The sequence below is a fragment of the Candidatus Centipeda massiliensis genome (assembly GCF_900290285.1).
GTDB lineage: Bacteria > Bacillota > Negativicutes > Selenomonadales > Selenomonadaceae > Centipeda > Centipeda massiliensis.
On the sequence record NZ_LT985755.1, the window covers coordinates 454,931 to 466,942 of the forward strand.

Sequence of the window (12,012 nt, forward strand, 5' to 3'; positions counted from 1 at the left end):
TTCACTAAATCTCCTGCACTTTATTATCTGTAGTATAATCACGATATTGGACACGCTCTGTCCAATTTACAATTTTTATTTTATTGTAGTACGTTTATCCTATCCTGTAAAGTAAATTTCAATTTTATTTAAAAACTCCTAATAATTTTAGGAATCGCTGATAAAATGAAGTCCGTCAGATTGGTGTAGATTTTTCTGTCCGACCGAGGAGGCAAACCGGACGCATAGCCAAAGCTATGTGGAGGATTTGCAGGCATTGTGCGGGCAAAAAAGATACGCTAAGATGGCGCGGCTGAATTTATCAGTGCTTCCCGAGGTTTTTTCTTCGTTCAACACTCCTCGATCTCTACGCTCTCGCTCAGCCTTTGACGAGTGCCGCATACTTTGCGCGCTCCGCCGCCGGAATCTGCAAGACGTCCATCGCCCTTTCGAGAGGGAGGTTCAGGCTTTTCATCACACTGCCGATGGATGATACCAACCCTTTCTCCATGCCTTTCTCCATGCCTTTCTCCATACCTTCTTCACGAGCTTCCTTCGCACGGACTTCCAAGGCACGCTCTTGATCCCAAACAAAATTCAGCATGTCAAAAACCTCCTCTTTGTGTTTTTGCCGAAAATATTCTTTCAGATAATCATTGTCTATGCAGTAACGTACCGCCTCGCCAACCGCAGCCTCTAGTGTCCTGCCGTTTTCGACCTGTTCCCGCACCCGTGCGATGAAGACACTGTAGCTTTTCAGCGCGTGACATTTTTCCAAAATGGGACAATTCGGACGCTCATTGATATTCAACACTTCGACGACGAGCTCCATCGCGCCTTGACGTTCCCCAAAGGCGTCGGATAGCCGCAACGTCCAAGCATCAGGCATTTCCTCTACGCCGTTGTAGAATACATAGAACCTCGGTGCCGGCAATGGAAGCAAATTCTTCTTATAGATGGCATCCTCATCCACATATCGCCGATAGACTTCAGCGAGATACATGAAGAGGCGCAGAGGCATATTCGCATTGATGGTGCTCTGATGCTCAATCAGCAGCACATGCTGATTCCCAACGATGAAGCCAACATCGTTCTGAACGCCCGTGAACAACGTTTCCTCCATTGTCGCAAGTCGGATGTCCTCGGGAGTCGCCTTACAGTCGAGAAGTGCCTCATAAACGCTCGGCAGGCGCTCTACATTGTTGAAGATGTCGCGAAAAAGGGAATCTTTATAAACACGCTTTGCCTTTCTCATTCCTCGCCCTCCTAATTTATATTATACAATAATTCTCCGTTTTTTGACAAGAATGCCTCCAATGACGGAAATCAAAAAGAGCAGCGATCCATGAGAAATCTCATACATCGCTGCTCTTTTTTCGAGTCGAACACAACTGCGCGAGCTTGGCATCAGACCGGCGGGAACGCCTTCGCCGGATACATCTCGCGTGATACAGCATCATAGCGTCCGATGCCGAGAAAGCCCCCCTCGGCATACACGCGGTAAAAGCCTTCGGCAAGTTTCATGCGGCGCTCCGAGGTCGACAGTCCACTGTAGAACGCCTTCACGCGCTGCGGGTCGAGCCCATACACGGGCAGATCAAGTGCGGTATCGGGAGCGCGGAGCGCCGCCGCCCCCGCCTCCGCGAGTTCTTCAAGTGTGTAGGAATCCGCGAGACGGAAGCCGCCGACACGCGTGCGCAGGAGAAAGCGCATGGTCGTGGGAAGATCCATCGCCGCTCCGATGTCCGTGCAGAGCGCGCGGATATACGTCCCCTTTGCGCAGTCCACATCGATGAGGATACGCGCGTGCGCCGCATCCATACATACAAGCTCCACGCGATGAATCGTGACCGTGCGTATTGGAATCTCCACATCTTCCCCCTGCCGCGCGAGGTCGTAGGCACGCCGGCCGCCGACCTTGATCGCGGAGTAGGCGGGGGGTGTCTGCGTGATCTCTCCGACGAAGTGCGCGAGTACGCCGCGCAGTTTCTCCTCGGATGGCATCACGGGATGCGGTACGCTCTCGATCACGTCGCCGTACACGTCCCCCGTATCGGTTGCATAGCCGAACGCGAGCTCCGCGCGGTAGGACTTGTTCGCGCCCTCCATATACTCCACGAGGCGCGCGGCTCGTCCGAGTGCAATGGGCAGGAGGCCCGCCGCCGCAGGGTCGAGCGTGCCCGCGTGCCCGACGCGTTTCTGCTTAAAAATACGCCGCACGATGTCAACGACATCATGCGACGAGAGTCCCGTAGGTTTCAGTACATTGATGAATCCGTCCACGTCTTAACGGTTCAGCTCCTCCCCAATCGCCGCGAGGATGGTTTTCTTCGCCTCATCAAAGGAGCCATGTAGCGTGCAGCCCGCCGCACGGATGTGACCGCCGCCGCCGAAGCCCTGTGCGATACGCGAGACGTTCGTACCCTTTGAGCGCATACTGATGCGGTAGGTGTCCTTCTCAAGCCACTTCATGAAAAAGACGACCTGTGTCCCCTCGATCACACGGAGCTTGTCGAGGAGCCCCTCCGTCGTCGTGACTTCCTTCGCCCGCTCCTCATCGATGAAGACCGCCGCAACTTTGCCGTCATAGAACATCTCAAGATTTCGGATCGCGCGCACCTGCGCCATAACCTCATCGTAGGACTTCATTTCCATTGCGACGGAGATGATGTTCGGCCGCACCCCGACCTCGACGAGATCCGCCGCCGCGCGCATCGTGTGCGGGGTCGTGTTCGAGAAGCGGAAAAATCCCGTATCCGTCGCCATCCCCGTATAGAGACAGGTCGCAACATCAAGCGTAAATGTACCGCCCATCGTGCAGATCAAATCGTGCATGATCTCACAGGTCGCGGCGTAGTCCGGATTCAGATAGAGATACTCCGCCGCCTCGTCATTCGTCACATGATGATCGATGTTGAGCACGCGCACCGCATCGACCGCATCGAGCACCGCACCCGTACGCTTCAGCTCCACATCGCAGACGATGAGGAGGTCTGCCGTATAGCGTTGCCCCTCTGCGGGACGTTCGATCATCTCAATCCCCGGCAGGACGTTAAAAATGCGGGGAAGCTCATCATCGATCAGTACGCGCGCATCCTTGCCCTGCTCTCTCAGGTAGTGCATCAGCCCGAGCGTCGAGCCGATGGCGTCCCCATCGGGACGGATGTGCGCGGTGAGGATGATGGTCTGAGCGTCGCCTATGATTTTGGCTGCCTCATCAAGCGCAATTTTCATGCCTCTTCCTCCCTCTGCCCTGACGGACGATCCTCATGAATCTCATTGAGCAGTCGCTGGATGTGATCGCTGTAGTTGAGCGAAGTATCGAGCGCAAAGCTGATCTCGGGGGTAAAGCGCAGACGGATGCGCTTGCCGATCTCGCGGCGCACAAAGCCGAGTGAGCTCTCCAGTCCATACAGCGTATCGCGAGCCTTCTTCTTGTCGCCCATGACGCTGACGTAGATCTTTGCCTCACGCAGATCCTCCGTGCACGCGACGGAGGTCACGGTCACGAAGCCAATGCGCGGATCTTTCAGTTCGTTAAAGATGATGTCGCTGATTTCCTGTTTGATTAGTTCCTGTAGTTTTTCAACGCGAACCTTTGCCAAGGTGCGCCTCCTCTCTCTATAGGAATCACTGATAAAATGAAGTCCGTCAGATTGGCGTAGATTTTTTCGTCCGAACTAGGAGGCAAACCGGACGCATAGCAAGGGCTATGTGGAGGATTTGCAGGCGTTGTGCGGGCAAAAAAGATGCGCTAAGATGGCGGTGCTGAATTTATCAGTGCTTCCTATACAAAGGGGTACAGCCCCTGTCCCGCATACAAACACGGGGCAGATGGCTGCACCACCTAGATGATTATTCTGCGTTTTCTTCCGCTGCGGCCGCCGCGGCAGCTGCCGCAGCCTGTGCCTCGCGCTTCTGCTCCGCCGCCTTGTTCGCCTCAGCGATGGAGGTCTCAATCTCCTCCATCGTGTACGCCTCGATGATGTCCCCTTCCGTAAAATCACGGAAGTCGACGATGGAGATGCCGCACTCGTAGCCGGCGGCGACCTCCTTCACCTCATCCTTGAAGCGGCGCAGGGAGTCAATCTCTCCGTCGAAAAGCTCGACGTTATCGCGCAGGATGCGGATCTTCGAGTTGTTGTGAATCTTGCCCTCAAGGACGTACGAGCCGGCGACAAGTGCCTTCGAGAAGCGCATGACCTGACGGATCTCGACGCGTCCCTGAATGACTTCCTTGTATTTCGGCTTGAGCATGCCGCTCATCGCATCCTTGACATCGTTCAGCGCATCGTAGATAACGCGGTAGGTGCGGATGTCCACATTCTCCGTGTCCGCAAGACGACGTGCATTCGCATCCGGACGCACGTTAAATGCGATGACGATCGCCTTCGATGCTGTCGCGAGCATGATATCCGACTCGCTGACCGCACCGACGCCCGAGTGCACGATGCTCACACGCACTTCATCGTTCTTGTTCAGTCCGAGCAGCGCAGAGTTGAGTGCCTCGACCGAGCCCTGCACGTCTGCCTTGACGACGATGTTGAGATCCTTGATGTCGCCCTGCTGGATCTGCTGGAAGAGTGCATCGAGCGAGACGCTCTTCGACTTGATGAGGTCGCGGCGCTGGTTGCCGAGGCGTGCCTCCGCAATCGAGCGTGCCTGTTTCTCATCGACGGCGGCGAGGATGTCCCCCGCCGACGGAACGTCGTTCAGGCCGAGGATCTCAACCGGCATGGAGGGACCAGCCTTCTTCACATTGTCGCCGCGGTCGTTAATCATCGCGCGGACGTGTCCGTACGCCGTACCGACGACGATGGAGTCGCCGATGCGCAGTGTGCCGCTCTGGACGAGCACCGTTGCGACGGAGCCGCGTCCCTTGTCGAGCTTTGCCTCGATGATGACGCCGCGTGCCTCACGATTTGGATTCGCCTTGAGTTCCTCCACCTCGGCGACGAGCAGGATGTTCTCAAGCAGGTCGTCAATGCCAATGCGCTGCTTCGCGGAGACGGGAACCATGATGGTATCGCCGCCATATTCCTCGGAGACAAGCCCATACTCCATGAGTTCCTGCTTGACGCGCTCTGGATTTGCGCCCGGCTTGTCGATCTTGTTGATCGCAATGATGATCGGCACCCCTGCCGATTTCGCATGGTCGATTGCCTCAATCGTCTGCGGCATAACGCCGTCATCCGCCGCAACAACGAGAATCGCCACGTCCGTGATCTGCGCACCGCGCGCGCGCATCGCCGTGAACGCCTCATGCCCCGGTGTGTCGAGAAAGACGATCTTCTTGCCCTGACAGACGACCTGATAGGCACCGATGTGCTGTGTGATGCCGCCCGCCTCGTGTGTACTGACGGAGGTGTTGCGGATCGCGTCGAGCAGCGAGGTCTTGCCGTGGTCGACGTGACCCATGACGGTGACGACCGGCGGGCGATCCTTGAGCGTCTTCGGGTCGTCCTCGATCTCCGGGATCAGCGTCGGATCGACATCCGGCGGCAGTTCCTCCGTCGTCACGCCGAACTCCGCCGCGACGAGCGTCGCCGTATCGTAGTCGATCTCCTGATTGATGCTTGCCATGACGCCCATCAGCATGAGCTTCTTGATGATATCCGACGCCGTGTAGCTCATCTTGGACGCGAGATCCTTGACCGCAATCATCTCCGGCAGCTTGATGTGCTTCGGACGCGCGATCTCCACCTTCGCCACAGGAGCCGGTGCCGCTGCGCGTCCCTTGCGCCCCTTGCGCGCGCCGCCGCGGCTGCGCTCTGCCTGACGCAGATCTGTGCGCTCCTCACGGTCACGGCGTGCTCCACCGCGTCCGCTGCGGCTGCGATCACCGCCGGCAGAGTTCCCATCACCACTGCGTCCGCCGCCACGGCGACGATTCTCCCCGCGTCCCTCACTCGGAGGCGGCGGAATCGCCGCAGCAGAAGAAGCAGGACGCGCACCGCCGCGTCCACCTGCGGGACGTGCCGAGCGCCCGCCCGCACTGCCGGACGCACTGCCCGACGAACGGGGGCGATCCTGCGACTCCGCACGAGTCTTGGCAGGTGCCTGACGCACGATCACAATGCCGGGTGCCTTTGTACGCGCCCGCAATACGGGCTTTTCCTCCGGCGCAGCCGGTGCTGCGGGCTCCGTTGCTTTCTCCGACGAAGCGCGCTTCGGTGCAGCAGGTTCTTCCGCCGGCTTTTCGGATGCCGTCGGCTGTGCGGGGCGTTTCTCCTTCTTTGCAGGACGCTCGACGGCCTTCGGAGCGGGGGATTTGCTCTGCAGGGACTCCTTGCGCACAGGCTTTGCGGTGCGGCCAAGTTCAGCCTTCACCGCCGCGCGCTCTTCTTCACCGACTGCACTGAACATATTCTTAACTTTATAGTTCTTGCTCTTTAGAATATCAATAATGGTATCTTTGTCCGTCTTGAATTCCTTTGCCAAATCGGTGATTCTGTATTTCGATTCTGACATCAATCCACCCCCGTCGATATATCCTGCAAATAGGCGCTGAGCCTGTCCGCAAATCCTCTATCTATCAGCACAGCAACCGCACGGTACTCCTTGCCGAGACAGTGCCCAAGCTGCTGCATGGTCAGTAGTTCCGCTGCCGGCACACGCATCTGCGCCGCCATACGGGTAAATTTCGTCTTGGTCTCCTCCGAGGCGTCCGTTGCCAAGAGGAGGAATTTCCCCTGCTTCTTCTTGAGCGCCTCTTCTGCCGCAAATGCGCCGGATACGATCCGTCGTCCACGCGCCGCCATACTGAGGAGATTCATGACCCGCTGCTCAATCTCTGCATTCATTGTCCGCCCTCCTCTTGCTCTCGGAGAACCTCCGCGAGTGCATCGTAGACGGAGGGTGCAACGCGCCCCTTGAACGACCATGAGAGTCCGCCATGCTTACGCGCCAGTCGGAGGCAGTCGACAGATGGACAAAGATACGCACCGCGTCCCGGACTCTTGCCCGTTGGGTCGTACGTGACCGCCCCCTCGGCGTCGCGCACAATGCGCATGAGTTCCCCCTTCGGATGCAGCTGACGACAGCCGACGCACAGCCGCTCGGGCTGTTTCGCCTCTGCCATTATGCCTCCTCAGCACCGAGGTCGGCATCGGCGGGGGCATCCGCAGCCTCTGCCTCCAGCAGCTCCTGTGCCTGCGACTCGCTCTTGATGTCGATCTTCCACCCCGTCAGCTTTGCTGCAAGGCGGGCGTTCTGCCCTTCCTTGCCGATGGCAAGCGAGAGTTGGTAGTCCGGCACAATGACGCGGGAGACCTTCTCCGCCTCATTCACGGCGACCGATATGACCTTGGCAGGATTCAGCGAGTTTGCAATATAGGTTGCAGGATCGTCGCTCCACTTCACGATGTCGATCTTCTCGCCCGCAAGCTCGTCCACCACTGCCTGTACGCGCATATAGTGCGGACCAACACATGCGCCGATGGGGTCAACGCGCTCCTCCGAAGACCAAACTGCGACCTTTGACCGGCTGCCCGCCTCACGTGCAATCGACTTGATCTCAACCACGCCCTCCTGCATCTCGGGTACCTGCAACTCGAACAGCTTCTTGAGCAGTCCCGGATGCGTACGCGAGAGCATAATCTGCGGGCCGCGCGCCGTACGCTTCACCTCAATGATGTAGGCGCGCAGGGTATCGCCGTAGTTGTATTCCTCCGTCGGGAGCTGCTCCGTCGCCATGAGCACCGCCTCGGCACGTCCGATGTCGACGAAAACATTGCGCCCCTCAACACGCTGCACAATCCCCGTCACAATATCCGCCGAGCGGCCGCTGTACTCCTCGTAGACAATACCACGCTCCGCCTCGCGCAGACGCTGCATGACGACCTGCTTTGCCGTCTGTGCCGCAATGCGTCCGAAGTTCGCAGGAGTCATCTCGATCTCAACCACGTCGCCGACCGCATAGTCTGGATTGATGGCACGTGCCTGTGCGAGGGAGATGTGCTCGATGTCGTTTTCCGCCTCCTCGACCACCGTCTTGATGGCAAAGACATGAAACGCCCCCGTCTCACGCGACAGAGAGATACGGACATTCTCCTTCGAGCTGAAATTGCGCTTGTATGCCGAGATCAGAGCCGCCTCGATGGTCTCAAAGAGCAGTTTCTCATCAATGCCCTTCTCGTACGCAAGCTCCTTCAGCGTCTGAAGGAACTCCTTTCCGCCATTCTTCTCCTTTGTGATTTTTCTTGCCAAAACCCAAATCCTCCCTAAAAGTCGAGATGCAGACGTATTTGTGAAACCTGCTCCATCGGAATCCGAATCCCCTCGTCGAGGGTCAGCGTCTCTCCATCACAGCCCGCAAGTGCGCCCGTCCACTGCTTCTTTCCATCAAGGGGCGCATAGAGCGTCACATCGACCATCTTTCCATGCTCGCGCTCAAAATCACGCGGCTTTCGCAGCACGCGGTCAAGTCCAGGCGAGGAAACCTCTAGGATATATGCGTCCGGAATGAAATCCTCGCGGTCGAGAACCTCCTCCAGTCGTTCGCTGAGCCTCTCACAATCGTCGATATCAATGCCGCCCGTCTTGTCGATGTAGACGCGCAGATAGTAGTCGCGCTCGCGCACATATTCGACATCGACCATTTCCAGTTCCGGCACATCTGCTAGGAGATCCTGCACAATCTCCTCAACGCGCTCCTCGATCTTCGCGCTCATGCTCTCCCTCTTCCTCATACGTAATGAAAGAGTGGGCTTTCACCCACTCTTCCCAGATCTTAAATGAATTTATTGGAGTATATCATAGGATGGAACTTTTGTAAAGTCCTATCCATGATTTTTCGCGCTTCTGTGCACTACCGCCCATACAGGCGGTGCATCAGCCACGCCATAATGCGTCCGCGCCCGATGAGACTGACAAGCGCGCCGAGCAGAAGGACGCCGATGACGACCATGACAATCGCGGGCAGCGCGACAAAGAGGAAAAACGCGAGGAGTGTTCCAAGGACGGCGGCCCACACGAGACTCGTCAGGAGGGATCGCTGCGGGCGCATCCCGCCGATCCTGATATACCGCACCGAGCCGCGCGGTGCACCGCTGCTCCACGCCTGTCCCTCGTCCCGTCCCGGCTCTGCGCCGCTCTCGTCCACTGTCACGCCGCGATACGCGGCATTTTCCTCACGGCTCATCGGCCGTACACGCGAATCCTGTTCCATAGAAGCCCTCCTTAGAAGTTCGCTTTCCCATGAACAACGCTGTAAAGCATTGTCACAAAGCCCTCCTCCCCGAGGTATCGGGGATCGAAGGGGACACACCCCAACGCATCACGCATACGATCACACGCCGCACGCACGGCCTTCCGATCCGACCCAAACACGTGATAGAGTTCTTTGATAGGCGTAAGATCGATGTTGTTGATTTCGGCGAAGAGAAAAAGCATCGCCGTCAGTGTCTCCGGCGTCTGTGCCCGCCCGAGATCCGTCTGCGCATAGTCCAGAAACATCTCGCACATCAGCACCTGCGAGTGACGGCTGAACCCAATTTTCTCCGAAATGATCTGAAGGACGCCAAGCTCCTCCGCACACACATGGGGATCAATCGTACGCGAAATGGGCTGCGGCAGTGCATGACGCGGCAGCACGTTGATCTGTGCCAGCGTCGAGAGCACGTGAATCGTATGGCGTACGAGAGCTGCCTCCCGTGCGAGGAAATGATCCATCGTCGCATCGGGTGCCTGCATACGAAAGAGCTCATACTCCTGTTGAAGGGTGTCACGGATGCGCCGCTGGAGACGCTTGCTCGCAGGGATCGCCGTGATATAGTTGAGCATCATCATACCCTCATCGCAGATATGCCCAAAGAGAATACTCTTCGTGAGCGTCCCCGGGAGGTCGGGATGCGGCAGGACGACCTCCTCATCGCGCAGGATATCACGGCAGACGACGTGATCTTCGTACTCCTCCTCTACGGCGAGCACGGCAAAGCGTGCCGCCAGGAGATCACGGATGATCTCACGCTCGTCATAGTCGAGCTTATCCCACTCGCGCTCGCTGTAATGCGCAATCGGCGTTTCATCGGTTGCAATGAGATGATAGTCGAAGAAAAAATAATCCCAGAACCGCAGCCAAAAGGTTTCTTTCTCCTCCTCGGATGCGTGTTCATATTCGTTCATATCATAGAGATCGCCCGTGTAAATCATCGCCGCACGGCCGATATCCAGCTGATAGGCTGGCTGACGAAAGTACTCACCGATGCTGTGCAGGAGATCGTTGAGCTGAATGTTCAGCTCCTCCATCTCGATGCGCTCGTCCTCCTCGATGTCCTCAATCGTCAGCCCGTTGATCTCCTCCCACTCGACGCGCTCGGGCAGCCGAAAACGCCCCGTAATATAGAACATCTCGAGATCCGCGTCCAGCTCGCCAATGTCGACATCATAGTCGCCGGTCTCATCCAGATAGGTCAAGAATGCACGCATACGGGCAAAGTAGTCCTCTGCGTGCCGCTTGAGCGGACGGCGGTCAATATGTGCGTCAGCATAGCGAAAGAAGAGTGCCAGATAGTCGATGCGGATAAAGAGCCGTGCGAGTGAGTCATCGCGCCGCTGGATGACAACGAGAAAATCCTCAATACAGTACCAATCCGTACAGAGATCCTCATTGCTTCGCCCGCGCCACGCCGCCGCACGCAGATATCGCTCAATCAGCGTACGCGGAACGAAGATATTCGCTCGTCCATGCGCCGAATAGAAACGCTTGACTAACGCGTAGACATTTTCCATGCAGCCCTCCCGCCACCAAGCATCTCTCAAAATACCGATTTCAATACGGTCTATCCTAACAAATGCACGAAATAATGTCAATGCAGAAAAAGGGGCTGCCCTGCGAAGCGAACAAACTTCGTAGGGCAGCCTCGTCTATCATTATGCAAAGAGATCCTTGAATTTCTCCTTAAAACTCTTCTGCTCTGGATTCACCGTATCGCCACTGAGGGCAGCGAATTCCTTGAGAAGTTCCTTCTGCTTCGAGGAGAGCTTCTGCGGCGTCGTAACCTTGACGCGGACATGCTCATCGCCGCGCCCCGCGCCGCGCAGGTTCGGAATGCCCTTCCCCTTCACGCGCAGCACCGTTCCCGTCTGGATGCCGGCAGGGATCTTCAGATCGACCGCACCGTCGAGCGTCGGCACCTGCACGGTATCGCCGAGCGATGCCTGCACGAACGTGATGGGGATCTCGATGAGGACATCGTTCCCGCGCCGCTGAAAGAGTCCATGCGGACGGATGTAGATGTATACATAGAGATCGCCATTCGCGCCGCCGCGCACCCCCGCCTCTCCGCCGCCCGAAACGCGGACGCGCTGTCCGTCGTCCACGCCGCGCGGGATGTTGACCTTGATCGTCCGCGTAACACGCTTGCGCCCCGTACCGTGACAGTCAGAGCATGGGTTCTTGATGATCTTGCCAGAGCCGTGGCACTTGCTGCACGGTCGGGAGGTCATCATACTGCCGAGCATCGTCCGCTGAACCACCTGCTCCTGCCCTGTGCCGTGACAGGTCGAACAGGTCTCAGCCGTCGAGCCTTTCGCCGCGCCCGAACCATTGCAGGTTGGACACTGCTCCTCCCGTGGGATGGAGAGTTCGACCTCCTTGCCGAATGCCGCTTCCTCGAATGAGATCTCGAGATCGTAGCGCAGATCCGCGCCGCGTTCGGGACCCTGCCGACGCGCACGACGACCACCGCCGCCGAAAAAATCTCCAAAGAGATCGTTGAGATCGAACCCTTCAAATCCGCCGAAGCCGCCGGCTCCGCCGAAGGGATTCCCTCCGGCAGAACCGCCGCGCCGCGGGTCGAAGGCATCGTGACCGAACTGATCGTATGCCGCCTTCTTCTGCGGATCCTTCAGTACATCGTATGCCTCGTTGACCTCCTTGAATTTCTCCTCGGCGGTCTTCGGGTCGTCACGGTTAAGATCGGGATGGTACTTGCGCGCGAGTTTCTTGTATGCCTTTTTGATCTCATCGTCCGAGGCGCCCTTTGGGACGCCCAGAACTTCGTAGTAATCGCGTTTCTCGCTCACGATACC

The 12,012-nt window shown here is 57.5% G+C and carries 12 protein-coding genes and 1 pseudogene; 1 reads left to right on the forward strand and 12 read right to left on the reverse strand.

Annotated features, from left to right (window positions below):
* Positions 1-358: 358 nt before the first annotated feature.
* From C8273_RS08170 to rbfA, 4 genes are all read right to left on the reverse strand, one after another.
* Positions 359-1,234: an Rpn family recombination-promoting nuclease/putative transposase gene (locus tag C8273_RS08170; RefSeq protein ID WP_106627238.1), complete on the reverse strand. Its 876-nt coding sequence runs from the start codon at positions 1,232-1,234 to the stop codon at positions 359-361.
* Positions 1,235-1,386: 152 nt separating this feature from the next.
* A complete protein-coding gene (gene truB, locus C8273_RS08175; RefSeq protein ID WP_106627239.1) occupies positions 1,387-2,262 on the reverse strand; it encodes a tRNA pseudouridine(55) synthase TruB in 876 nt (291 codons plus the stop codon).
* A 3-nt stretch (positions 2,263-2,265) separates the two neighbouring features.
* Positions 2,266-3,213: a DHH family phosphoesterase gene (locus tag C8273_RS08180; RefSeq protein ID WP_106627240.1), complete on the reverse strand. Its 948-nt coding sequence runs from the start codon at positions 3,211-3,213 to the stop codon at positions 2,266-2,268.
* Positions 3,210-3,584, reverse strand: coding sequence for a 30S ribosome-binding factor RbfA (gene rbfA, locus C8273_RS08185; RefSeq protein ID WP_106627241.1), 375 nt, complete (start codon positions 3,582-3,584; stop codon positions 3,210-3,212). Before rbfA ends, C8273_RS08180 begins: the two co-directional genes overlap by 4 nt.
* Before the next feature lie 79 nt (positions 3,585-3,663).
* Between rbfA and C8273_RS13185 the strand changes: the two are divergent.
* Positions 3,664-3,768 (forward strand): annotated as a pseudogene (locus C8273_RS13185) (secretion protein HlyD); the annotation flags it as partial.
* Between the two features lie 66 nt (positions 3,769-3,834).
* Here C8273_RS13185 and infB read toward each other — a convergent pair.
* The 8 genes from infB to dnaJ all read right to left on the reverse strand — a co-directional run bounded on the left by infB (position 3,835) and on the right by dnaJ (position 12,006).
* Complete coding sequence (infB, locus tag C8273_RS08195) at positions 3,835-6,450, reverse strand: translation initiation factor IF-2 (RefSeq protein ID WP_106627242.1); 2,616 nt, start codon at positions 6,448-6,450, stop codon at positions 3,835-3,837.
* Complete coding sequence (locus C8273_RS08200; protein WP_106627243.1) at positions 6,450-6,782, reverse strand: L7Ae/L30e/S12e/Gadd45 family ribosomal protein; 333 nt, start codon at positions 6,780-6,782, stop codon at positions 6,450-6,452. Before C8273_RS08200 ends, infB begins: the two co-directional genes overlap by 1 nt.
* Entirely contained in the window at positions 6,779-7,060 is a 282-nt protein-coding gene (rnpM, locus tag C8273_RS08205; protein WP_106627244.1) for an RNase P modulator RnpM, read from the reverse strand. The genes C8273_RS08200 and rnpM overlap by 4 nt, the downstream gene beginning before the upstream one ends.
* Complete coding sequence (gene nusA / locus C8273_RS08210; RefSeq protein WP_106627245.1) at positions 7,060-8,187, reverse strand: transcription termination factor NusA; 1,128 nt, start codon at positions 8,185-8,187, stop codon at positions 7,060-7,062. Before nusA ends, rnpM begins: the two co-directional genes overlap by 1 nt.
* Before the next feature lie 14 nt (positions 8,188-8,201).
* The gene (locus C8273_RS08215) at positions 8,202-8,651 is read right to left on the reverse strand and encodes a ribosome maturation factor RimP (protein ID WP_106627246.1); all 450 of its coding nucleotides are present in this window, start codon (positions 8,649-8,651) and stop codon (positions 8,202-8,204) included.
* Between the two features lie 137 nt (positions 8,652-8,788).
* Entirely contained in the window at positions 8,789-9,148 is a 360-nt protein-coding gene (locus C8273_RS08220) for a peptidase M48 (RefSeq protein WP_106627247.1), read from the reverse strand.
* A gap of 11 nt (positions 9,149-9,159) precedes the next feature.
* Positions 9,160-10,710, reverse strand: a complete 1,551-nt coding sequence (locus C8273_RS08225) for a hypothetical protein (RefSeq protein ID WP_106627248.1) — start codon at positions 10,708-10,710, stop codon at positions 9,160-9,162.
* 141 nt (positions 10,711-10,851) lie between these two features.
* Positions 10,852-12,006 carry a molecular chaperone DnaJ gene (gene dnaJ / locus C8273_RS08230; protein WP_106627249.1) on the reverse strand — a complete coding sequence of 385 codons (1,155 nt, stop codon included), beginning with the start codon at positions 12,004-12,006 and terminating at the stop codon, positions 10,852-10,854.
* Positions 12,007-12,012: the final 6 nt, after the last annotated feature.

Coding starts and splice junctions, on each gene's coding strand:
- C8273_RS08170 (WP_106627238.1), bottom strand. CDS start 1,234: ATGAGAAAGGCAAAGCGTGTTTATAAAGATTCCCTTTTTCGCGACATC.
- C8273_RS08180 (WP_106627240.1), bottom strand. CDS start 3,213: ATGAAAATTGCGCTTGATGAGGCAGCCAAAATCATAGGCGACGCTCAG.
- infB (WP_106627242.1), bottom strand. CDS start 6,450: ATGTCAGAATCGAAATACAGAATCACCGATTTGGCAAAGGAATTCAAG.
- C8273_RS08200 (WP_106627243.1), bottom strand. CDS start 6,782: ATGAATGCAGAGATTGAGCAGCGGGTCATGAATCTCCTCAGTATGGCG.
- rnpM (WP_106627244.1), bottom strand. CDS start 7,060: ATGGCAGAGGCGAAACAGCCCGAGCGGCTGTGCGTCGGCTGTCGTCAG.
- C8273_RS08215 (WP_106627246.1), bottom strand. CDS start 8,651: ATGAGCGCGAAGATCGAGGAGCGCGTTGAGGAGATTGTGCAGGATCTC.
- C8273_RS08220 (WP_106627247.1), bottom strand. CDS start 9,148: ATGGAACAGGATTCGCGTGTACGGCCGATGAGCCGTGAGGAAAATGCC.
- C8273_RS08225 (WP_106627248.1), bottom strand. CDS start 10,710: ATGGAAAATGTCTACGCGTTAGTCAAGCGTTTCTATTCGGCGCATGGA.